A 22,248-nucleotide genomic window follows, 5' to 3' on the forward strand; every position below is an offset into this window, starting at 1 on the left:
GACACAGTGACGTATCGTCGGCCCGCACCATCACCGACCGAACCCGCCACAGCACACTCGCTGGCAGGCAGCCGAGGGAGATCCATGTCACCGCAGACCGCCGTCGTCGTTCTCGCAGCCGGGGCTGGGACGCGAATGCGGTCGAAGACGCCGAAAGTGCTGCATCCCTTGGCCGGGCGCTCGATGCTCTCGCACGCGCTGCACGCGGCGGCGGAGATCGAGCCGACCCACCTGATCACCGTGGTCGGCCACGACCGCGACAAGGTCGGCGCCGCCGTCGCCGAGGTCGGCAAGGAACTCGGCCTCGACATCGTGTGCGCCGTACAGGACCAGCAGCTGGGCACCGGGCACGCCGTACAGTGCGCGCTGAGCGCGGTCCCCGCGGACTTCACCGGCGATCTGCTCGTCACCTCGGCCGATGTGCCGCTGCTCGACGGGCACACCCTCTCGGCCCTGCTCGACGAGCACCGCAGCTACGCCGAGCGGCCCGCCGTCACCGTGCTGACCTTCGTCCCCGACGACGCCAACGGCTACGGCCGGATCGTGCGCGACGACGACGGCCAGGTCGCCGAGATCGTCGAGCACGCCGACGCCACCCCCGAGCAGGCCCGGATCAACGAGGTGAACTCCGGCGTCTACGCCTTCGACGCCTCGGTGCTGCGGACCATGATCGGGCGGCTGTCCACGGCCAACGCCCAGCACGAGCTCTACCTCACCGATGTGCTGCGCCTGGCCCGCGAGGCCGGTCATCCGGTGCACGGGGCGCGGCTGGTCGACTCGAACAAGGTCACCGGGGTCAACGACCGGGTGCAGCTGTCGCAGGCGGGCGCCACCCTCAACCGCTACATCCTCGAACGGCACATGCGCGCCGGGGTGACCATCGTCGATCCGGCCACCACCTGGATCGACGCGAGCGTGCGCATCGACCGCGACGCCGTGCTGCGCCCCGGCACCCAACTCTTCGGCACCACCCACATCGGCGAGGACGCCGAGATCGGGCCGGACACCACCCTCACCGACGTGGTCGTCGGGGCCGGCGCCAGCGTGGTACGCACGCACGGCTCGGGTGCCGAGATCGGCGAGGGCGCGACCATCGGCCCCTACAGCTACCTACGCCCGGGCACCGTGGTGGGCACCGAGGGCAAGCTGGGCGCCTTCGTGGAGACCAAGAACGCCTCGATCGGCGCGCACTCGAAGGTGCCGCATCTGACCTATGTGGGCGACGCGACGATCGGCGAGTACAGCAACATCGGCGCGTCGAGCGTTTTCGTGAACTACGACGGCGTGAACAAACACCACACCGTCGTCGGTTCCCACGTGCGGACCGGCAGCGACACCATGTTCATCGCTCCGGTCACCGTGGGTGACGGCGCCTATACCGGAGCGGGTACTGTACTGCGCAGGAGCGTTCCACCAGGGGCACTGGCCGTGTCGGGTGGGCCACAGCGCATCATCGATAACTGGGTGCAGCGTTACCGTCCGGGAACCGCTGCGGCGCGCGCGGCGGCGGAAGCCCTCGCGGCAGACGAGACGTCGAACAAGGCAACCGAGCAAAAGGATGGCAACCAGCAGTGACCGCGTTCTCGATCGACAACCAGAAGAACTTGATGCTCTTCGCCGGCCGGTCGCACCCCGAGCTGGCCGAGCAGGTCGCCAAGGAACTGGACGTCGACATCACCCCGCAGACCGCGCGTGACTTCGCCAACGGCGAGATCTTCGTGCGGTTCGAGGAGTCGGTCCGCGGTTCCGACGCCTTCGTGCTGCAGAGCTTCCCGGCCCCGCTGAACCAGTGGCTGATGGAACAGCTCATCATGATCGACGCGCTCAAGCGCGGTTCGGCCAAGCGGATCACCGCGGTGCTGCCGTTCTACCCCTACGCCCGCCAGGACAAGAAGCACCGCGGCCGCGAGCCGATCTCGGCCCGCCTGGTCGCCGACCTGCTCAAGACCGCCGGTGCCGACCGCATCATCACCGTCGACCTGCACACCGATCAGATCCAGGGCTTCTTCGACGGCCCGGTCGATCACATGCACGCGCTGGTGCAGCTCTCGGAGTACATCCGCACCAACTACCCCTCCGACAACCTGGCCGTGGTCTCCCCCGACGCGGGCCGCGTGAAGGTCGCCGAGAAGTGGGCCGACTCGCTGGGCGGCACGCCGCTGGCGTTCATCCACAAGACCCGCGACCCGCTGGTGCCCAACCAGGTGAAGTCCAACCGCGTGGTCGGTGACGTCGAGGGCCGCACCTGCGTGCTGATCGACGACATGATCGACACCGGTGGCACCATCGCCGGCGCGGTGAAGGTGCTCAAGGAAGCCGGCGCGGGCGATGTGATCATCGCGGCCACCCACGGTGTGCTCAGCGACCCGGCCGCCGAGCGGCTGGCCAACTGCGGTGCGCGCGAGGTCGTCATCACCAACACCCTGCCGATCAGCGAGGACAAGAAGTTCCCGACGCTGACCGTGCTGTCGATCGCGCCGCTGCTGGCGCGCACCATCCGCGAGGTCTTCGAGAACGGCTCGGTCACCGGCCTGTTCAACGGCAACGCGTGAGTTGAGTTCCGCCGAACGGCCCCTGGCATCCGCCGGGGGCCGTTTTCGGCTTTCGACGTGGTAGTCATGGAGGTCTACGCGCGATACGAGGGGGAGATCGATGGACTACGAACCGGACCGGCCGGTCGAGTTGAGCAAGGACCGCGTGCAGGACGCGCCCGAGCCGGTGGTTCCGCCGCCGCCGGTGCGTCCCGATCAGCAGTGGCCCGGTGTGGAGTTGCCGCCCTATCCGGGGCCGCCGCCCGCGCCGCAGCCGATGTTCCCGGCGCCGGGGTATCCGCGCGGACAGTACGGGGTGGCGCCCTACGGACCGCCGCAGCCGCTGCCGCCGCGCTACGGCTATGTCGATACCACCCCGATCTGGTCGGTCCTCAGCTTCTGCTGCGTGGCCGCGTCGTTCCTCGGCGGGGCCCTGCTGTGTGGGCTACCGGTGCTGGTGACCGTGCCGACCGGGGTGATCCTCGGCATCGTCGGGCACACCAAGGGCGAACAGCTGGGCAAGTGGGCGGCCACCGCCAATGCCGTGGTCGGTGCGCTGGCCGTGCTGGCGGTGGTGGTGTTCTTCGTGGCGCTGGGTAGCGCGTGAGCTGGGAGGACTGATGGCATTCACCGGGTTTCCGCTGGCGGGACTCGATTTCTACGAAGACCTCGAGGCCGACAACTCCAAGGCTTTCTGGTCGGCGCACAAGCAGACCTACGAGGAGGCGGTGCGCGCGCCGATGACGGCGCTCGCCGCCGAGCTCGCGGACGAGTTCGGCGAGGCCAAGATCTTCCGGCCTTACCGCGATGTCCGCTTCTCCGCCGACAAGACGCCGTACAAGACCCATCAGGGCGCGGTGGTCCGGGTCGCGCCCGGAGTCGGCTGGTATGTGCACATCGACGCGGGTGGTCTCACGGTCGGCGCCGGATGTTTCATGCCGTCACCCCCGGCCCTGGCGACCTTGCGGGCGACCATCGACGACGAGGTGCGCGGCACCGAACTCGCGCGGATTCTCGACGCCACCACCGCGGCGGGCTATGACGTCGGCGGCGACCGGCTCAAGACCAAACCCAAGGGCTACCCCGCCGACCATCCGCGCATCGACCTGCTGCGCTACAAGTCGCTGGTCGTGCGCCGCGGATTCGGCGCCCCGGACTGGCTCACCACTCCCGCCGCCGCGACCGAGGTCCGCCGCGCCTGGGGCGAACTGCGCCCGCTCGTGGACTGGTTCGGCGCGATCTTCGAGGGCGTCGAACACTGAGCACCGGCCGTGGTCCGTGACGCGCGCCCGGTGGAGGCCGATACTGGACCCATGAGCCGTGAACCGTTGGACATGGACATGGACATGGGCGATGACGATCAAGCCGACGACATCGTCGAATACGAGCGGTATGTGGAAGACCCACCGCAGGACTACGTGATCCGCAACCACGAGGCCGACGCCGACGGATTCCTGGGCATCGACGAGGAGATGTCGCAGGAATGGACCGAGGGCAGCGCCGCCCGCGCCGCCGCCGAACAGGACGAACGCCCCGCCGAGGTCGCCGCCGTCCGCGTCGTCGGCGACGACAATGTCGACGGCGACCTCTACGACAACCCGGTCGACGGCGACGAATCCGCGATCAGCGGCGAGACCCGCGCCGAAGACCTCGACCTGTAGCGCCGCCGGTCAGCGCCGCTCGGCCAGGAACAGGGCGAAGCGGTTGGCGGGGTCGGTCCAGGTGTGGGTGGGGGTGAAGCCTGCGGTGGTGAGTTCGGTGCGCAGGGTGTCGGGGTGGAATTTGGCGGAGATCTCGGTGCGCATTTCCTCGCCCGGGGCGAAGTCGACGGTGAGGTCGAGGGCGGGGATGGTGGCGGTCATGGCGGTGGTGGCGCGCAGGCGCATTTCGATCCACTCGTTGGTGGGGTCCCAGAGGGCGATGTGCTCGAATTTCTCGGGGGTGAAGTCGGCGCCGAGGCGGTGGTTGAGCACGTGCAGGACATTGCGGTTGAACTCGGCGGTGACGCCTGCGGCGTCGTCGTAGGCGGGGACGAGCACGGCGGGGTCGATCACCAGGCCCGCGCCGAGCAGCAGCAGTTCGCCGGGTTCGAGGACCTCGGTGATGCCGGCCAGGAATTCGGCGCGTTCGGCGGGGACCAGGTTGCCGATGGTGCCGCCGAGGAAGGCGATCATGCGACGGCCGCCCCGGGGCAGGTTGTGCAGGGTGTCGGTGAAATCGCTGACCACACCGTGCACGGCGAGATGCGGGTACTCGGCGGCGATCTCGGTGGCCGCACCACGCAGGGCGGACGCCGAGACATCCTGGGGTACATAGGTTTTCAGTGATCCCTCGGCGGTGAGCGCGTTCAGCAACAGCCGGGTCTTGGCCGCCGAGCCGGAGCCGAGTTCCACCAGCACCTCCGCCCTGGCCGCCTCGGCGATCTCGCCGACGACGCGTTCGAGCAGCGCGCGTTCGGTGCGGGTCGGGTAGTACTCGGGCAGTTCGGTGATCCGCTCGAACAGCTCGCTGCCGCGCGCGTCGTAGAACCACTTGGGCGGCAATGATTTCGGGTCGGCGGTCAGCCCGGTGCGGGCGTCGGCGCGCAGGGCCGCGGCGAGGTCGTCGTCGGTGAGGTGGATGTCCAGCAGCGGCTCGGTCATGCGCGGACCCTTTCGAGGTCGGGGAGTGCGAGATCGGTGATGGTGCAACCGCCGGGGGCTGCGGCCACGACCTGCCGGTCGCCGACGAGCTGCCAGCGTGGGTCGTCGTCGTAGGGCTCCGAGCACAGCACGGTGTAGTCGTCGGCCATGAGGATCGACAGCGCGTGCCAGCACGTGGTCGCCCAGAGATGGTCACCGTCACCGAGCAGCAGGTTCAGGCGGGCGGCCGGTTGACGGTGCAGGACGGCGGTGACCAGCAGGCGCAGCGCGTCTTCCGGGGAGGTGATCGGGCCGTCGGGACGGATGGCCGCGAGCAGGCCGCGCAGCAGCACCCAGAGCGCGGCGGAGTCGGTGAGGGCCTCGGCTTCCAGCAGGATCGCGGCGGAGCCGATCAGTGCCTCGCCGGGACCGACGAGCGCGTTCAGGTCGGCCTGGACGGCGAGCAGGGTGGGGCGCCAGTCGGGGACGACACCGTTGTGGCTGAAGGCCCAGTGTTCGTCGGTGAAGGGAGCGCAGGCGGCGCGTTCCAGCGGCATGCCGACGGTGGCCGAGCGGACCGCGGCCAGGACCGACCGGGATTCCAGCTGACCGAGCACTTCGGTGACGGCCGGATCGGTCCAGATGGGGGCGGGATTGCGGTAGCGGGTCACCGCGTCGCGCACGCCGTCCAGGCCGACCTCGGCGCGGCGCCACCAGGCGACGCCGAAGCCGTCGGCGTTGATCGTGCCGCCGCCGCGCATGTCGGCGGGTGCCCAGGATTGGACGAACAGCGAGTGCGGGCCGCGCAGAACGAGTTCGCCGACACTGACCGGGGGGCCCACATAGCCCAGTTGACGGCACATCAGCGTTCGTCCTCTCGCAGGTCGCGGGCGAGGCGGAAGCCCGCGAAGATCTGGCGGCGGATCGGGTGATCCCAGTTGCGGAAGGTGCCGCGGCACGCGACCTCGTCGGTGCCGAAGCAACCACCGCGCAGGATGCGGTAGTCGCCGCCGAAGAACACCTCCGAGTACTCCCGATAGGGGAATGCCCGGAATCCGGGATAAGCATCGAATCCCGTTGCGCACCACTCCCAGACGTCGCCGATCAGCTGGTGGACGCCGGTCGCGGAGGCGCCTGCGGGATAGGCGCCTACCTCGGCCGGTTCCAGGTGCCGCTGGCCGAGATTGGCGTGCTGGGGGCCGGGGGTGTCCTCGCCCCACGGATAGCGCCGGGACGCACCGGTTTCCGGGTCGAAGCGGGCGGCCTTCTCCCATTCGGCCTCGGTCGGCAGCCGTTTGCCCGCCCAGCGGGCGTACGCCTCGGCCTCGAACCAGCACACGTGCACCACCGGCTGACGCGGCCGCAGCGGCGTGCGGACGCCGAAAGCCGTTCGCGACCACCGCCCGTCCTCGTTCGTCCAGAACTGCGGTGCGGTCAGGCCGGCTTCCTGCCGGTGGGCCCAGCCGCGCGCCGACCACAGTTCGGGCCGGTCGTAGCCGCCGTCGGTGACGAAGGCGAGGTACTGCTCGTTGGTCACCGGGGCGACATCGATGGCGAAACCGGGGACGTGCACCGGATGGGCGGGGCGCTCGTTGTCCAGGGCCCACGGGTCGGCCGAGGTGCCCATCAGGAATTCGCCTGCGGGAATGACGACTTCGCCGTCGAGCCGGACCCGCGCGGTGGGCAGCGGCGGGGCGGACAGCACCGGCGCGCCGAGGCGCAGCTGATGGGTGGCGAGCATGGTCTCGTCGTGCTGCTGCTCGTGCTGGGCGATCATGCCGAAGGCGAAACCCTTGTCCACCAGGGGATTTCCGGCGAGATCACTGGATTCCAGGACGTCCCAGACCTTCTCGCGCACGGAACCGACGTATCCGCGCGCCTGATCCGGGTCGAGCAGGGGCAGGGCTGGACGGTTCGCGCGGGCGTGTTTGAACGCGTCGTAGAGCTCGTCGATATCGGCGCGCACGGCCTCGCGGCCACCGACATCGCGGATGAGCCAGAGTTCTTCCTGATTGCCGATATGGGCGAGATCCCAGACCAGCGGGCTCATGAGCGGTGAATGCTGCGCGGTGAGATCGGTGTCGTCGACGGTGTCGGTGAGCAGGGCGGTGCGCGCACGCGCGCGGTGCAGGACCTCCGCGATCCGGGCGCGCATCCGGTCGCGGGCGGAGTGGTCGGCGGGGACGGAAACAGTCACGGGGCGATCTCCGGAACAGGTTGGGCGGCAACGGAGAAGCCGTTGCGCACCGGCTCGAGTGGACTTCGCCCCGCCCGACATCGGCGCGCGGCGAGGGCCAATTCCGCGGTGGCGGAATCGGTGCGGGCATGAGCGGTGGCCAGTTCGAGCACGTCGACGGCGGCGCGGCGGATCTGCGGGTCGGCCAGGCCGTGGCGGGCCCCGGTGGACCACTCCCCCGCGACCGGTGCCGCCAGTGCCGTCGCCTCGGCGACCACCGCCGGGGTGGACAGCAGGGCGTCGAACAGGTGGATCGGGGTGGTCCAGGTGTCGCCGGGCTGGGTGTCGAGATAGCGGACCTCGAGGTGGCCCGAGGCGCGGACCGGCGGGAACAGGGTGGTGAGGTGGTAGTCGAGGTCGGCGACCCCGGGTCTGCGGCCGACCTCGTCGTCGAGGGCGCCGCTGAGCCAGTCGGCGAAGGTCGCGCCGGGCGGCGGTGACCAGTCCGCGTCGGACTCGGTGCAGCGCACACACAGCAGCGGGACGTCCAGCGCCCAGCGCGCGTAGGCGGTGATCGGATCGGTCCAGTCGGCCACCGGCGGCCGCACCCGGGACGGGTCCAGCCGCAGCCAGGCCCGCATGCGCTGGGATGCCCAGTCACCCGGTGGGGCGCCGTAGAGCCGCGGGGAGCAGGCGAAGGCCGCGATCAGTGTCGGCCCCAGGGCGTAGAGGGCCGTCCACCGCGCGCTCACCTCGTGCCGATCGGCGCCGGCGTCGACGCTGACCTGGGTGGCGGCGGTATTGCACATCATGAGCGCGCCGAACGGTCCGACACCGGCGAAACGGCGTTCCATCGCCGCGTAGCGGGGCAGCCGGAGCAGCCGTTCGGCCGGGCGGGCCGCGTCGGCGGCGGAGGGGAGGATGCCGATCTCGTGGGCGGCGAGCAGGTCCCGCAACAGGACGGCATCGGCGCGCAGGTGGTGGGTGAGCGCCGCCGGATCGGCGAACGGGGCGCTGGACAGTTCGATCTGACCACCGGGTTCGATGGTCACCCTGCTCCCACCGGGCAGGGGTGCCGCGGGCGAGGCCGGGGCGAGGGAGACGGGCGCGTGCGGGCCGAGGGCGGTGGCCATCAGGTCCAGCGGTGGGCGGGAACCGGTGGGGCCGGTGGTGAGCCACTCCAGTTCCGCGCCGATGAGTCCCGGTGGCCCCAGCTTGAAACACACCCCGCCGACATAGGCCTCCGCCGCCGCCCTGGAGGAGAGTTCGCCCTGGTCGGGAGCGGAATCGGGCCACGAAGTACGGTGCAGTGTGACGGCCATGCCAACCTCCGCGTGCTGTGGTACTGCCGTGGAAACCTGCGTCTGATCTTCCAGAGTAGCGACGGCCACCGACAGAAAAAGTGACGAATCGGCGAACGAACGCCCGCGCTAGGGTCGACGCATGATCGATCTCGCCGCCGTCAGAGCCGCCACGCCCGGACTCGATGGGGGGCAGGTGTTCCTCGACAGCGCCGGGTCCTCGCTGCCGCCGCGGGTCGTCACCGACACCGTCGTCGACCACCTGCGCCGGGAGGCGGAGATCGGTGGCTATCGCGCCGCCAACGAGCGCCTCGACGACCTCGCGGCCGTGAAGACCTCGATCGCCACCCTGATCGGCGCCACCGCCGACACCATCGCCCTGAGCGACAGTGCGACCAGGTCATGGGCCGATTTCGCCTACTCCGTCCCGCTGCGCCCCGGCGACCGGATCCTGATCTCGGGCGCCGACTACGCCAGCAACGCCATCTCGGCGCTGCAGCGAGCCGCCCGCACCGGCGCCACCGTCGAGCACATCCCCAGCGACGCCGACGGCCGCCTCGACACCGCCGCGCTGGCCGCCATGCTCGACGAGCGGGTCCGGCTGGTCTCACTCCAGCACGCGCCGACCAACGGCGGCCTGGTGAATCCGGTCGCCGAGGCCACCCGGATCGCGCACGAGGCGGGTGCGCTGGTGCTGCTCGATGCGTGCCAGTCGATCGGGCAGCTGCCGATCGACGTGGCCGCGCTCGATGTCGACGCGCTCTCGGCCACCGGCCGCAAATGGTTGCGCGGGCCGCGTGGCACCGGATTCCTGTATGTCCGTGCGGAATTGGCGCGGTCGATGGAACCGGACCGGCTCGACCTGCACGGCGCGCAGTGGGTGCGCCCCGGCGAATACCGGCTGGCCGAGGACGCGAGCCGCTTCGAGTTCTGGGAATGCGATGTCGCCGCCCGGCTCGGCCTGGGCGCCGCTGTCGACTACCTGCTCGCGCTCGGTCCCGAGGCCGTCTACGCCGCCGTCGCCGACCGGGCCGCCCACCTGCGCGCGCTGCTGCCGGAGTTGCCCGGGGTGACGGTGCGTGATCTGGGTATCGAGCACAGCGGCATCGTCTCGTTCACCGTCGACGGCCACGATCCGGTGCTGCTGCGCGACCGGCTCGCCGGGCAGGGCGTCACGGTCACGGTGAGCCACGCGAGTTCGACGCTGCTCGACATGACCGGGCGCGGCCTGGCCGCGGTGATCCGCGCGTCACCGCACTGCTTCGTGAGCCCCGCCGATCTCGACCACTTCGTGGCGACGCTGGCCGAGCTCACCCGCTAGCCGAAGGCCAGGTGCTCGTCGACGATCCGCTCGGCGAGCGCCCGGGGATCTTCCTCGGGGGCAACGACTTCGAGCGTGCGGTTGGCGGCGACCGTCGCGAGGCCGTGGACATTGGTCCACAGCGCGAGCGCGCGGCGCGGCGCGTCGGGCCCCGCGCCCGCCGCGGCGACCAGCTCGACGACGCGCCGGTACAGCGGCTGGGTGGTGCCGCGCAGGTTCTCCCCTGATCCGGCCAGCAGATCGTGGCGGAACATGAGGGTGAACATCTCCGGCCTGGTCACCGCGAAATCGACGTAGACCCGAGCCATCTCCCGCAGCCGGACGCGCGGGTCGCCCGCGGCGGCCGACTGCGCGAACCGGGCGAGCAGGTCGGCGAAGCCGCGCGCGGCGATGGCGGCGAGCAGGGCGGCGTGCGTCGGGAACCAGCGGCGCGGGGCGCCGTGCGAGACCCCGGCGGCGCGGGCGATGGCCCGCAGCCCGAGGCCCCCGACGCCGTCGCGTTCGAGCAGCTCGACGCCGGTGTCGACGAGGCGTTCACGCAGGGAGCCGGGCATACGGGCAATTCTGCACCGCGGGCGGCACCCCATCCCATGGCACCCGTAGACAGTGTCTACTAGGGTCGGGTAGACACTGTCTACTCGGAGGTCCCATGTGGTATTCACTGTGCAAATACGTTCTCGTCGGCCCGCTGCTGCGCCTGCTCGGCCGCCCACACGTCGAGGGCCTCGAACACATCCCGCGCACCGGGCCGGTGATCATCGCCGCCAATCACCTCGCCTTCATCGATTCGCTCTACCTGGCGCTGGTGATCCCCCGGCCGCTCACCTTCCTGGCGAAACAGGAGTACTTCACCGGCACCGGCCCGCGCGGGCGGGCCACGCGCTGGTTCTTCACCGCCGCCGGACAGGTGCCGGTGAACCGCACCGGCGGTGACGCGGCCGCCGACGCGCTCGCCGCGGCCACCCGCATCCTCGAATCCGGCGGTGCGTGGGCAATTCACCCGGAGGGCACGCGCTCGCTCGACGGCAGGGTCTATCGTGGTCGGACCGGGGCGTTGCGCGTGGCCATGGCCACAGGCGCACCGGTGGTACCCGTGATTCTCGACGGGACCGACCGCATGAATCCGCGCGGTCGGAAACTGTTGCGTTTCACCAAGGTGCGCATCAGCGTCCAGCCGGCGCGACGCTATCCGGCAGCGGAGTATCGCGCCCAGGTCAGAGCGGCAACCGACCAGCTGATGCGGGAGATCGCGGAACAATCAGGTAGACCATATGTGGACCGTTACGCTGCCACCTTCGCCGTCGAGAAAAGTGCGGCAGGGGGTGTTCGCCGGGGTTGAGTGGGGTTAACACCGAGGGCGCAGGGCGGGATTTGTTGGGAGCACGGCCGTAACCGATCGTTGGCGCAAAGGGAGTCCGACGTTGAGCAGGTTCACCGACGAAATGTTTGCCACCGCGTTGACCAGCCCACGGGGACTGGTCACCGGAGAACCCGATGTGCCGTTGCGGCAGACCTGGGGGGAAATCCATCGGATAGCGCGGCGGATGGCGGGCGGGCTCGCCGCCGCCGGAATCGGACACGGGGACGCGGTGGGCGTCCTGGCCGGTCTGCCCGTCGACATCGCCCCCGTCTGCCAGGCCATCTGGATGCGTGGCGCCTCGATCACCATGCTGCACCAGCCGACACCGCGCACCGATCTGGCGGTCTGGGTGCGCGACACCGAGACCGTGCTGGACATGATCGAGGCGAAGGCGGTCGTGCTCGGGGCGCCGTTCGCGGCCGCCGAACCGGTGCTGCGCGAACGCGGCATCATCGTGGTGCGGATCGAGGACCTGAACGAGGGGGCCGACACCGATCCGGTGCCCACCACCGAGAGCGATATCGCGTTGCAGCAGTTGACCTCCGGGTCGACCGGTTCGCCCAAGGCGGTCCGGATCACCCACGGCAACTTCTATGTCAACGCCTACGCGATGTTCAATCGCGTCAAATTCCAGACCGACGACGACGTGATGATCAGCTGGCTACCGCTGTTCCACGACATGGGCATGGTCGGATTCCTCAGTGTGCCCATGCAATTCGGCGCCGAAGTAGTGTGCGTGACCCCGCTGGACTTCCTGGCCCGGCCGCTGCTGTGGGCCGAGCTCATCGCCAAGTACCGTGGAACCGTCACCGCCGCACCGAATTTCGCGTACTCGCTGCTGGCCCGGCGGCTGCGCCAGGCCGAGCCGGGCACCATGGATCTGTCCAGCGTGCGCTACATGTGGAACGGCGCCGAACCGGTGGACCCCGACACCATGATCGCGCTGGCCGAGGCGGGCAAGGGATTCGGGCTCAACCCGATGGCGCTGACCCCGGTCTACGGCATGGCCGAGACCACGCTGGCCGTGTCCATCCCCGACCCCGGCCACGGCCTGGTGCTCGACGTGATCGACGCCGATCTGCTGGAGGCGGTCGGCAAGGCGGTGCCGGTCGCCGAAGACGGCCACCACGGCACCCCGCGCCGGTTGCCGACACTGGGTCATCTGGTCGACGACCTGGAGGGCCGCGTCGTCGACGCCGAACGCCAGCCGCTGCCGGTGCGCTCGGTGGGCGTGATCGAATTGCGCGGTCCCGCCGTGACTTCCGGCTACGTCACCGTCGACGGGTTCCGCCCCGCGCAGGACGCCGACGGCTGGCTCGACACCGGCGACATCGGCTACTTCACCGACGCGGGCCTGATCGTGGTGTGCGGGCGGATGAAGGACGTCATCATCATGGGCGGCCGCAACATCTACCCCACCGATATCGAGCGCGCCGCACTGCGGGTGAGCGGGGTCCGCCCCGGCAACGCGGTCGCGGTGCGCCTGGACGCCGGAGAGAAGCGCGAGAGCTTCGCGGTGGTGGTCGAATCCAACGACTACCAGGAACCCGACGAGGTGAAGCGAATGGAACGCGAGATCGTCCACGAGGTCTTCGCCGAGGTAGGCGCCCGCCCCCGCACAGTGGCGATCCTGGGCCCCGGAGCTCTCCCGAAGACCTCTTCCGGCAAACTCCGCCGCGCGGCCACCGCAGTACACCTGCGCTGAGACGCGTTCGGCGCGCCTGGATCTCCGGGTGCGCCGAACAGCTCAGTGCAGGTTGTTCTGAGCGGCTTCCAGCCCAACCTTCAACAACAGTTCCACCGCGTCAGCAGCCTGTTCCACGATCACCGGCACCTCTTTGCGCTCCGGCGCCGCGAACGCCTTGAGCACATAGTCGGCCGGGTCCTGACGCCCCGGCGGACGGCCGATGCCGATGCGGGTGCGCAGGTAGTCCTTGGTGGTCAGCGCCTGCGAGATGGATCGCAACCCGTTGTGCCCACCTTCGCCGCCGCCCTGCTTGAGCTTGATCGTGCCGAACGGCAGGTCGAGCTCGTCGTGCACCACGATCACCTGGTCGACGGGTACCGAGAAGAACTTGGCCAGCGCGGCCACCGGGCGACCCGAGAGGTTCATGTAGGTGCGGGGCTTGGCCAGCAGGATCTGACGGCCGTCCAGGCGCGCCTGCAGCAGGTCGGCGCCGGATTTCTTGTGCTGGGCAAAACGGCCGCCGATGCGCTCGGCGAGCACATCGGCGACCAGGAAGCCCACATTGTGGCGGGTGCGCTCGTATTCGGGACCGGGGTTACCCAGTCCGACCACGAGCGCGGGCCCGGAGGATTCGGTCACGACCGAACCGTAGCAGCGGAATTACTCGGCGGACTCGGCCTCGGCCTCGGCCGGCTCGGCCTCGTCGGCGGTGCCTTCGCCCTCTTCGTCCAGCTCGGCGGCGGACGGCGCGGCGATCACGTTGACGATCAGGGCCTCCGGGTCACCGGCGAGGGTGACACCGGCGGGCAGCGCGATGGTGCCGGCCAGGATCTGGGTGCCCGCCTCGATGCCCTCGACCGAGACCTCGATGGACTCGGGCAGCTTCAGCGCGTCGGCCTCGATGGACAGGGTGGTGGCTTCCTGGGTGATCAGGGTGCCCGCGGCGGCGTCGCCGGTGACCACGACGTTGACGTCGGTGGTGACGCGCTCGCCACGCTTGACGATCAGCAGGTCGGCGTGCTCGATGTAGCGGCGGATCGGGTGGACGACGACCGACTTGGTCATGGCCAGCTGCGACTTGCCGTCGACGACCAGGCTCAGGATGGCGTTGGTGCCGTGCTCGCGCAGGATGGCGGCGAACTCACGGGCGTTGATCGCCAGGTGCTGCGGCTCGGCGTGGTGGCCGTACAGCACGGCGGGCACATTGCCGTCACGACGGGTACGGCGCGCGGCGCCCTTACCGAATTCGGTGCGGACGGCGGCTTCGATGACGTTGGCGTCGGACATGGTGAATGCGCTCCTACGGCTCTTCCGGGCTGGTCATGGGCGACCCATCTACCGGGGTCTGGGTCTACTCGTCGGACGAAGAACGAACGAGGACGGCCGGACAGCCGAGCCGCGTCGATCACGGTGAACACCACGCGGGGCTCACCCTCGCCGAGACAACCCGACCACCATACCGCACGGGTATGGCCTGATAGAAACCGCCGTCACCCCACTCCCGCCGCGTGCGCTCCCGGCCTGCCCTCGTACTCTGAAAAGGCTGCCCACCACTGCGAAAGGTCTACTCGTGTCCGAGTCCGGAGAGAACGTCGTCCCCCGCGGATTGCCCGCCGAGGTGGCCCGTCGCCGCACGTTCGCCGTGATCTCGCACCCCGACGCGGGTAAGTCCACGCTCACCGAGGCCCTCGCGCTGCACGCCAGGATGATCTCCGAGGCGGGCGCCATCCACGGCAAGGCCGGACGCAAGTCGACGGTGTCGGACTGGATGGAGATGGAGAAGGCGCGCGGCATCTCGGTGAGCTCGACCGCGCTGCAGTTCAACTACCGGGCCGCCGGTTCCGAGGTCGACAATGTGATCAACCTGGTCGACACCCCCGGTCACTCCGATTTCTCCGAGGACACCTACCGCGTGCTCACCGCCGTGGACGCCGCGGTGATGCTGATCGACGCGGCCAAGGGCCTCGAACCGCAGACGCTCAAGCTGTTCCAGGTGTGCCGCCATCGCGGCATCCCGGTGATCACGGTGATCAACAAGTGGGACCGCCCCGGCCAGGCACCGCTGGAGCTGCTCGACGAGATCAGCGAGCGGATCGGCCTGACCCCCACCCCGCTGTTCCTGCCGGTGGGTATCGCCGGTGATTTCCGCGGCCTGCTGCGACGTGGGCCCGAAGGCGCGGCCGACGAGTACATCCACTTCACCCGGACCGCCGGTGGCGCGACCATCGCCCCGGAGGAGTCGCTGACCCCGGCCGAGGCCGAGGCGCGCGAGGGCGAGGCGTGGACGACCGCGGCCGAGGAGAGCGAACTGCTCTCGGCCACCGGGCAGGACCACGATCAGGAGCTGTTCCTGGCCGGGCAGACCTCCCCGGTCATCTACGCCTCGGCCATGCTGAACTTCGGTGTGCGCCAGCTGCTCGAGACCCTGGTGGCGCTGGCCCCGGCGCCCGGCTCGCGCGCCGACGTGGCGGGCAAGGAGCGCGAGACCGGTGACCCGTTCAGCGCGGTGGTGTTCAAGGTGCAGGCGGGCATGGACACCGCCCACCGCGATCGGCTGGCGTTCATGCGGATCGTGTCCGGCGAATTCGAGCGCGGCATGGTGGTGACGCACGCGCAGACCGGTCGCCCGTTCGCCACCAAGTACGCGCTGACCGTGTTCGGCCGCGAGCGCACCACCGTCGACACCGCCTACCCCGGTGACGTGGTCGGCCTGGTGAACGCGACCGCGCTGGCGCCCGGGCACACGCTGTTCGTGGACAAGAAGGTGGAGTTCCCGCCGATCCCGAGCTTCGCGCCCGAGCACTTCGCCACCCTGCGCGCGCAGAGCGCGGGCAAGTACAAGCAGTTCCGCAAGGCCATCGACCAGCTCGACTCCGAGGGCGTGGTGCAGGTGCTGCGCAACGACGCCCGCGGCGACCAGTCACCGGTGCTGGCCGCGGTCGGCCCGATGCAGTTCGAGGTCGTCACCGCGCGCATGCAGGCCGAGTTCAATGTGGAGACCCAGCTGGATTTCCTCGGCTTCACGCTGGCCCGGCGCACCGACGCGGAATCGGCGCCGGAGCTGGACCGCCAGCGCGGGGTGGAGGTCTTCACCCGCACCGACGGGGCGATCCTGGCGCTGTTCAGCGACAAGTGGCGGTTGCAGTACATCGAGAAGGAACACCCGGATCTCACGCTGGAACCGCTGGTCGCCACGGCCGACTGAGCCCGGCGGGGCTGTCTGGGTCGGGCGTTCAGGCCGCGGGTGAGCCGGGATTGCGTTCGACCGAGGAGATGTGGTTCTCGCCGGCGATCATGCCCCACCGGCTCGCGGTCAACCGCAGGCTCGGCAGGTCGCTGAGCGAGAGCACCACCTCGTAGGTGCGTTCGTAACCGGTGTGCGCGATGCGCCAGTGCCCGTCCTCGCAGCGGGTGTAGCGGTCGGTGTAGAAGGCCGCGCCGCGCAGCAGCATGTTGTGCTCGGGGATGATCACCGTGTCGGCCAGGTACCAGGTGCCGGTGGCCTCGTCACCGTCGACATCGATCTCGGGATGATCGCAGCGGTGCTCGGTGATGACGTGCGGGCCCAGGGTGTTGCGCAGAAAGGCCAGGAACGCCTCGCGCGATTCGAACTGCAGGTACTCGCTGTAGGTGGCGGTGGCCTCGGGGACCAGGGTGTCGGCGAACTCGTCCCAGGACTTGGTGTCCAGTGCCCGCAGGTAGCGGAACTTGAGTCTGCTGATCGCGACGACGTCGTCGGGATGATCCGGCGGGCGCTGCACCGGTTCGGGCTGCTCGTCGTCGCCCGGCTCGGGCGGCTCCATGGACATCGGTTCCTCCCCCGTCTCCGGCCCGGCGACCAGGGGTTCGTCGGCGCCGGGCAGCAGCGGGCCGATTCCCGGCTGCGCGGGCACGACGGCGTCGTCGTCCACGCGCACGTCGGCGGATCCGGTCGGCTGCTCCATGCCTCCACGATCCCACCGAATCGGGCGCGGGCACCCGATCTGTATCAGATCGCTATCACTGCCGACACCGGAGCGTGATCAGCCGAGGCGGTAGGTGCCCGCTGTCTCAGCTACCGATGGTGAAGCAGGTGCGGCAGAAGTCCTCGCCGAACTCCGACAGGCGCAGGCTCTTGCGCACGATCTTGGGCGCGCGGCCCGCCTTCTTGAGCGCTTCCTCGACCACCGGCTGCACTTCCAGCACCATGTAGCGGCTCAGCACCACCGGGTCCTCGGAGGTCAGCGTGAGGCCGAGCCGGTTGAGGTTGATCAGGTAGGAACGCGAGCGGTCGGGGTAGCGGACGCCGGCCTGCTCGGGCACCGAGGTGAGGTCGCCCTGGACCAGTTCCGAGCCGATGCCCAGCGGGCGGTTGGTGCGCACGTCGACCGAGGGCTGCGGGCCGTTGAGCGCCATGAAGCGCAGGATGCGGGCCTCGTCGGGGGCGATCTCGTCGAGGATGCGGTCGTAGGCCGGGTGCACGTCCTCGGTGAAGTACACATCCGCCGAACGGGCCAGCAGCGCGTCACCGCGGCGGCGCAGGTCGTCGGTGGTGGCCGAGCGCAGGTACGGGCCGACGGTGATGGCCTGCTGAGACGATCCGTTGGGCGTCGGCACATAGCTGACGATCTCGCGCACCGACCCCTCGGTGACGCCGAGCGCGCTGCGCGCGATGGACCGCAGCGCGTTGCCGGTGCGCTCGGCGATATCGGCCGAGGACTCACCGTCCAGCGCTGCCTGGGCCAGTTCCTTGGTCACCTCGTAGGTGGTGCCGACCGCCCACTGGCTGCCGCGCACCGCGGTTCCGGCGGCCAGGCCGGCGGCGCGGAACACACCCCTGATCAACCGCGCTTCGTTGCTGATCTGTCGCTGCTCGACGTCCGAGCTGCGCTCGACGGCACGGGTACCGGCGCGGGCCAGGTCCTGTCCGGTCCTGTCGTCTGTCACGTCCTACTCCGAAGTCTCGCCAGGTGAACTTCTCGCCCACAGATTATTGCCCGACCACGCCCCAGGCACAGTGCGGACGATACGGCGCCCCCTGCGGCGCCGATTGTCATCTGCCACGAATTGTGGTGACCGTCATTGTTCCGACTCCGCACGGCGAGTACGGCATTCGGGACACGTTCTGTGACTGATGTCTCAGACACTACCCTGTGGCCTGGGGCACGACGAATGGACCTAGTTCCTCACCTCACAGTAGGGTCACCTCGCCGCGGGGGTGCTAATTTTTGGATGCCGGTGAAGGCGGTGGTCACCGGGTATCGGCAGGAGGGTGTCGTGCTGGAGAGTGTGTTCGGGTTACATCCGACCCTTCTGCTGGAAATTGTGACCATTCCTCTTTTCACAGGAATTATCGGTTACATCACCAACTGGACCGGCATTCTGATGCTGTTCCAGCCGATCAAATTCCACGGCATCAAGCTGCCCGGCCTGCGCGCCCTGTTCCCCTTCCTGCCGAAGCGGATCCAGGTGTTGCCGCTGCTCAGCTATGACGGGCGCATCGGCTGGCAGGGCATCGTGCCCTCCCGGGCGGACAAGATGGCCTCCATCGCCGTGGACAAGGGACTGTCCAAACTGGGCAGCGTCTCGGACTTCTATCGCGAGCTCGATCCGGAGAAACTGGCCGAACATCTGGCCGAGGTCGCCGACGCGCAGATCCGCGACATCGTCGAGGTGATCCTGCGCCGCGAGCACCCCCAGCTCTGGTACAACCTGCCCGTCCAGGTGCGCGAGATGATCCACCAGCGGGTGCGCTCGCAGCTGCCGGAGATCCTGCGCGAACTCACCGCCGAACTGGGCACCAATATCGACCAGCTGCTGGATGTGAAGCAGATGGTGATCCGCTATTTCCAGGCCCGCCCGCAGCTGCTCAACCAGCTGTTCCAGGTGCTCGGCGCCAAGGAACTGCGGTTCATGCAGAACTTCGGCTTCTACTTCGGCGCGCCCTGCGGTCTGCTGCTGGTGCTGGCGCTGCACGTCACCGGGCTCTCGCCGCTGATCATCCTGCCGGTGGGCGGCATCATCATCGGCTGGGTGGTGAACTGGGTGGGCATCAACATGATCTTCGCGCCCGCCACCCCGAAGTGGTGGTGCCCGTGGCGCCAGGGTCTGCTGATCAAGCGTCAGCCCGAGATCACCGCGGGGTACGCGGCGCTGGTGTCCACCGAGGTGGTCACCGTGGCCAATATCGGTGACGAGCTGCTCAACGGCCCGCGCTCGGACCGCACGCTGCAGATGCTCGAAGACACCCTGCGCCCGGCCGCCGACCGCGCGCTCGGTCCGGCGCGGCCCGCGGTGAAGTTCATGCTGGGCAGCCGCGAATACGACTCGCTGCAGTCCACGCTCACCGCCGAGGCGATGACGATCGCGCCGATGGCCTTCGCCGACCCGGAGTTCAACGTCCAGCAGGGCAGACAGGTCAACGAATACATCGCCCGGCAAATGTCCGCACTTTCCCCGCACGACTTCGTGGACATGCTGCGTTCGGCGATCAAACAGGACGAATGGTTGCTTTTCGTCCATGGCGGCGCGCTGGGGCTGCTGGCCGGATACGCTCACATCCTGGTCTTCGGAACGGGAGTAGCGACGACATGGATGTAGACGGGACCCCGTCCGCGGAGGTGGTGCGGCGGACGGTGGCGGCACTCGACACCACCACGGACAAGCGCGGCGTGCTGCCGATGTCCCCGGCCCGTACGGTCCGCGCGGCGACCGGCGTGGCCAGGGTGGCGCTCACCGCCGCCTCCGGCATGACGCTGTGGACCCTGGACACCGCGCTCGGTGTCACCGTCACCGTGCTGCGCGGCAGCCTGGCGGGCAACCCGCCCGACGAGGTGCTCGCCGAGGCGGAAACCGAAGTGCGCGACCGGCTCCGGCACGCGCTCGGCCTGCCCACCAGCACCGACTACCACCGCGAGGCGATGCCGACGCTGCGCGAACAGGGCGCCCAGCTGCTGCGCCTGTCGGCCAGCACGCACGCCGCCCAGCCCGACACCCATCCCGCCTATCCCGGCATCCTGACCGAGATCACCCCCGACGAGGCACGCATCCTGCGTTTCCTGCACGTCGACGGACCGCAGCCCTCCATCGACGTGCGCACCGGACGCCAGCGCGCGTTCGGCGGCGAACGCCTGATCAGCGGGCTGACCATGCTGGGCGAGCACGCGGGCCTGCGGTTCCCGAACCGTGTGCCGCAGTATCTGCCGAACCTGCGCAGGCTCGGGCTCATCGAGTTCACCCGCGAGCCGGTCGGCAATCCGAGCCGCTACCAGCTCATCGAGGCCCAGGAACAGGTCCGCGACGCGCTCAAGCGCGGCTTCGGCACCAAGGTGAGCTACCGCAGCATCCTGCTCACCGAGTTCGGTGCCGATTTCGTGCAGACCTGTCTACCCACCGTCATCAGCGACGGCAGCCAGACCGCCACCTAGGACTCGGCCAGCTCCGCGAGTTCCATCCAGCGCTCTTCGGCCGCTTCCTTCTCCGCGACGACCTCTTTGAGCTCGGCGCCGAGGGTCACCAGTTTGTCCGGGTCGGTGGCGGCGTCGGCGAGGGCGGCGTGCAGCTTCTGCTCGCGGTCGTCGAGCTTGGCGATGCCGCGTTCCAGCCGTGAGAGTTCCTTGCGGGCGGCGCGGCGATCGGCCGAATCCGTCGAGGACGCGGGCGCTTTCGCGGGGGTGGGTTTGCCCGCGGTGGCCTGGCTCGCGCGCCGGGTGAGGTACTGGTCGATGCCGCCGGGCAGGTTGGTGAGCTTGCCGTCGCCGAACAGGGCCCAGGTGGTGTCGCAGATGCGCTCGACCAGGTAGCGGTCGTGGCTGATGACCACCAGGGTGCCCGCCCAGTTGTCGAGCAGGTCCTCGAGCTGCTGGAGGGTGTCGATGTCGAGGTCGTTGGTCGGCTCGTCGAGCAGCAGCACGTTGGGCTCGGCCATCAGGATGCGGGTCAGCTGCAGGCGGCGGCGCTCGCCACCGGAGAGGTCACCGACGGGGGTGCGCTGGCGGGCCGGGGTGAAACCGAGCCGTTCGGCGAGCTGGCCCGCGGAGATCTCCTTGTCGCCGAGCATGATCCGGTTGGCGATCTGCTGCACGGCCTCGAGCACGCGCATGTCGGTGGGCAGGTCGTCGAGTTCCTGGCGCAGCCAGCCGATCTGGACGGTCTGGCCCTGGATGCGCTTGCCCGTCACCGGTTCCACGTCACCGGCCAGCGCGCGCAGCAGCGTGGTCTTGCCCGAGCCGTTGACCCCGACCAGACCCACCCGCTCGCCGGGCGCCAGCCGCCAGGTGAGATCGCCGACCAGTTCGCGGCCGTCAGGGGTGGCCAGGGTGGCGTCCTCGAGTTCGATCACCACGCGGCCCAGCCGCTTGCGCGCGAAGGCGGCCAGTGAGACGGCGTCGCGCGGCGGGGGCACATCGGCGATGAGCGCCTCGGCGGCCTCGACGCGGTAGCGCGGCTTGGAGGTGCGGGCCTTGGCGCCGCGGCGCAGCCAGGCCAGTTCCTTGCGGGCCAGGTTCTGGCGGCGGGCCTCGGTGGCGTCGGCCTGGCGGGCGCGTTCGGCGCGGGCGAAGATCCAGTCGCCGTAGCCGCCCTCGTAGGTCTCCACCTTGCCGCCGACGACCTCCCAGGTGCGGGTGGCGACGGTGTCGAGGAACCAGCGATCGTGGGTGACGACGACCAGCGCGGTGCGCCGGGCGATCAGGTGCTGGGCCAGCCACTGCACGCCCTCGATGTCGAGGTGGTTGGTCGGCTCGTCGAGGACGAGCAGGTCCAGCTCGCGCACCAGCGCGGCGGCCAGGGCGACACGGCGGCGCTCGCCACCGGAGAGATTGGTGACCGGGGTGTCCAGGCCGAGGTCGGCGATGCCGATGCCGTCGAGCACCGAGCGGATGCGCGCGTCGGCGGCCCATTCGTGTTCGGCGATGTCGGCGGTGGACAGGTCGTCGGAGAGTCCGGCCAGCACGACCGAGCCGATCGTGGCCCCTTCCGGCAGCACGCCACGCTGGGTGACCACGGCCATCCGCAGCCCACCGACCCGGCTGACGCGACCGCTGTCGGGTTCCTCCAGCCCGGTCAGCACCTCGAGCAGGGTGGTCTTCCCGCCACCGTTGAGGCCGACGACCCCGATCCGCTCCCCCGCGTGCACGCCGAGGGAGACGTCGTCCAACAGCGGCTTGACGCCGAAGCTCTTGGAGACCTGTTCCAGGTTGATCAGGTTCGACATAGGGGTAGCTCGCCCGCCTTCCGCGTGACTGTGGGGCCGTGACGAGCCTACTTGCCCG

21 protein-coding genes are annotated in these 22,248 nt (G+C 69.7%); 11 read left to right on the top strand and 10 right to left on the bottom strand.

Annotated features, from left to right (window positions below; all coding sequences use genetic code 11):
• The first annotated feature begins 84 nt into the window (after positions 1 to 84).
• The 5 genes from glmU to ACFC06_RS13310 all read left to right on the top strand — a co-directional run bounded on the left by glmU (position 85) and on the right by ACFC06_RS13310 (position 4,192).
• Complete coding sequence (gene glmU, locus ACFC06_RS13290) at positions 85 to 1,575, top strand: bifunctional UDP-N-acetylglucosamine diphosphorylase/glucosamine-1-phosphate N-acetyltransferase GlmU (RefSeq protein WP_375929993.1); 1,491 nt, start codon at positions 85 to 87, stop codon at positions 1,573 to 1,575.
• Complete coding sequence (locus ACFC06_RS13295) at positions 1,572 to 2,552, top strand: ribose-phosphate diphosphokinase (protein ID WP_218716034.1); 981 nt, start codon at positions 1,572 to 1,574, stop codon at positions 2,550 to 2,552. Before glmU ends, ACFC06_RS13295 begins: the two co-directional genes overlap by 4 nt.
• Before the next feature lie 100 nt (positions 2,553 to 2,652).
• Complete coding sequence (locus tag ACFC06_RS13300) at positions 2,653 to 3,138, top strand: hypothetical protein (RefSeq protein ID WP_375929994.1); 486 nt, start codon at positions 2,653 to 2,655, stop codon at positions 3,136 to 3,138.
• A gap of 13 nt (positions 3,139 to 3,151) precedes the next feature.
• The gene (locus tag ACFC06_RS13305) at positions 3,152 to 3,793 is read left to right on the top strand and encodes a DUF2461 domain-containing protein (RefSeq protein ID WP_375929995.1); all 642 of its coding nucleotides are present in this window, start codon (positions 3,152 to 3,154) and stop codon (positions 3,791 to 3,793) included.
• 51 nt (positions 3,794 to 3,844) lie between these two features.
• A complete protein-coding gene (locus ACFC06_RS13310; RefSeq protein ID WP_375929996.1) occupies positions 3,845 to 4,192 on the top strand; it encodes a hypothetical protein in 348 nt (115 codons plus the stop codon).
• A gap of 9 nt (positions 4,193 to 4,201) precedes the next feature.
• Here ACFC06_RS13310 and egtD read toward each other — a convergent pair whose 3' ends face one another.
• From egtD to egtA, 4 genes are read right to left on the bottom strand one after another with little or no spacing between them, the layout of a single operon-like run.
• Entirely contained in the window at positions 4,202 to 5,173 is a 972-nt protein-coding gene (gene egtD, locus ACFC06_RS13315; protein ID WP_375929997.1) for an L-histidine N(alpha)-methyltransferase, read from the bottom strand.
• A complete protein-coding gene (gene egtC, locus ACFC06_RS13320) occupies positions 5,170 to 6,015 on the bottom strand; it encodes an ergothioneine biosynthesis protein EgtC (RefSeq protein WP_375929998.1) in 846 nt (281 codons plus the stop codon). The genes egtD and egtC overlap by 4 nt, the downstream gene beginning before the upstream one ends.
• Positions 6,015 to 7,307 carry an ergothioneine biosynthesis protein EgtB gene (egtB, locus tag ACFC06_RS13325; RefSeq protein ID WP_375935457.1) on the bottom strand — a complete coding sequence of 431 codons (1,293 nt, stop codon included), beginning with the start codon at positions 7,305 to 7,307 and terminating at the stop codon, positions 6,015 to 6,017. The genes egtC and egtB overlap by 1 nt, the downstream gene beginning before the upstream one ends.
• 38 nt (positions 7,308 to 7,345) lie before the next feature.
• A complete protein-coding gene (gene egtA, locus ACFC06_RS13330) occupies positions 7,346 to 8,650 on the bottom strand; it encodes an ergothioneine biosynthesis glutamate--cysteine ligase EgtA (RefSeq protein WP_375929999.1) in 1,305 nt (434 codons plus the stop codon).
• Between the two features lie 121 nt (positions 8,651 to 8,771).
• On the opposite strand from egtA, the gene ACFC06_RS13335 reads away from it, so the two are divergent.
• Positions 8,772 to 9,950, top strand: coding sequence for an aminotransferase class V-fold PLP-dependent enzyme (locus tag ACFC06_RS13335; RefSeq protein ID WP_375930000.1), 1,179 nt, complete (start codon positions 8,772 to 8,774; stop codon positions 9,948 to 9,950).
• Here ACFC06_RS13335 and ACFC06_RS13340 read toward each other — a convergent pair.
• Complete coding sequence (locus ACFC06_RS13340) at positions 9,947 to 10,504, bottom strand: TetR/AcrR family transcriptional regulator (RefSeq protein WP_375930001.1); 558 nt, start codon at positions 10,502 to 10,504, stop codon at positions 9,947 to 9,949. The two genes, ACFC06_RS13335 and ACFC06_RS13340, sit on opposite strands and share 4 nt — an antisense overlap.
• Positions 10,505 to 10,599: 95 nt before the next feature.
• On the opposite strand from ACFC06_RS13340, the gene ACFC06_RS13345 reads away from it, so the two are divergent.
• Positions 10,600 to 11,289 carry a lysophospholipid acyltransferase family protein gene (locus tag ACFC06_RS13345; protein WP_375930002.1) on the top strand — a complete coding sequence of 230 codons (690 nt, stop codon included), beginning with the start codon at positions 10,600 to 10,602 and terminating at the stop codon, positions 11,287 to 11,289.
• An 82-nt stretch (positions 11,290 to 11,371) separates the two neighbouring features.
• Positions 11,372 to 13,015 carry a fatty acyl-AMP ligase gene (locus tag ACFC06_RS13350; protein WP_375930003.1) on the top strand — a complete coding sequence of 548 codons (1,644 nt, stop codon included), beginning with the start codon at positions 11,372 to 11,374 and terminating at the stop codon, positions 13,013 to 13,015.
• Positions 13,016 to 13,057: 42 nt separating this feature from the next.
• Here ACFC06_RS13350 and pth read toward each other — a convergent pair whose 3' ends face one another.
• Together pth and ACFC06_RS13360 are read right to left on the bottom strand one after the other, a co-directional pair.
• Entirely contained in the window at positions 13,058 to 13,636 is a 579-nt protein-coding gene (gene pth, locus ACFC06_RS13355) for an aminoacyl-tRNA hydrolase (RefSeq protein WP_375930004.1), read from the bottom strand.
• A gap of 21 nt (positions 13,637 to 13,657) precedes the next feature.
• Positions 13,658 to 14,284, bottom strand: coding sequence for a 50S ribosomal protein L25/general stress protein Ctc (locus ACFC06_RS13360; RefSeq protein WP_375930005.1), 627 nt, complete (start codon positions 14,282 to 14,284; stop codon positions 13,658 to 13,660).
• A gap of 283 nt (positions 14,285 to 14,567) precedes the next feature.
• On the opposite strand from ACFC06_RS13360, the gene ACFC06_RS13365 reads away from it, so the two are divergent.
• Positions 14,568 to 16,202, top strand: a complete 1,635-nt coding sequence (locus ACFC06_RS13365; protein ID WP_375930006.1) for a peptide chain release factor 3 — start codon at positions 14,568 to 14,570, stop codon at positions 16,200 to 16,202.
• A 28-nt stretch (positions 16,203 to 16,230) separates the two neighbouring features.
• On the opposite strand, the gene ACFC06_RS13370 is transcribed toward ACFC06_RS13365, so the two are convergent.
• Together ACFC06_RS13370 and ACFC06_RS13375 are read right to left on the bottom strand one after the other, a co-directional pair.
• Entirely contained in the window at positions 16,231 to 16,758 is a 528-nt protein-coding gene (locus ACFC06_RS13370) for a nuclear transport factor 2 family protein (RefSeq protein WP_375935460.1), read from the bottom strand.
• Positions 16,759 to 17,047: 289 nt separating this feature from the next.
• Positions 17,048 to 17,923 (bottom strand): Abi-alpha family protein, encoded by an 876-nt coding sequence (locus ACFC06_RS13375; RefSeq protein WP_375930007.1) that lies wholly within the window; start codon positions 17,921 to 17,923, stop codon positions 17,048 to 17,050.
• A 285-nt stretch (positions 17,924 to 18,208) separates the two neighbouring features.
• Between ACFC06_RS13375 and ACFC06_RS13380 the strand changes: the two genes are divergently transcribed.
• Positions 18,209 to 19,576, top strand: a complete 1,368-nt coding sequence (locus ACFC06_RS13380) for a hypothetical protein (protein WP_375930008.1) — start codon at positions 18,209 to 18,211, stop codon at positions 19,574 to 19,576.
• Positions 19,567 to 20,403, top strand: a complete 837-nt coding sequence (locus tag ACFC06_RS13385) for an Abi-alpha family protein (RefSeq protein ID WP_375930009.1) — start codon at positions 19,567 to 19,569, stop codon at positions 20,401 to 20,403. Before ACFC06_RS13380 ends, ACFC06_RS13385 begins: the two co-directional genes overlap by 10 nt.
• Here ACFC06_RS13385 and ACFC06_RS13390 read toward each other — a convergent pair.
• Positions 20,400 to 22,190 carry an ABC-F family ATP-binding cassette domain-containing protein gene (locus tag ACFC06_RS13390; protein WP_375930010.1) on the bottom strand — a complete coding sequence of 597 codons (1,791 nt, stop codon included), beginning with the start codon at positions 22,188 to 22,190 and terminating at the stop codon, positions 20,400 to 20,402. The genes ACFC06_RS13385 and ACFC06_RS13390 overlap by 4 nt on opposite strands.
• Positions 22,191 to 22,248 lie beyond the last annotated feature (58 nt).

This window comes from Nocardia sp. NPDC056064 (genome assembly GCF_042266925.1).
Taxonomy (GTDB): domain Bacteria; phylum Actinomycetota; class Actinomycetes; order Mycobacteriales; family Mycobacteriaceae; genus Nocardia.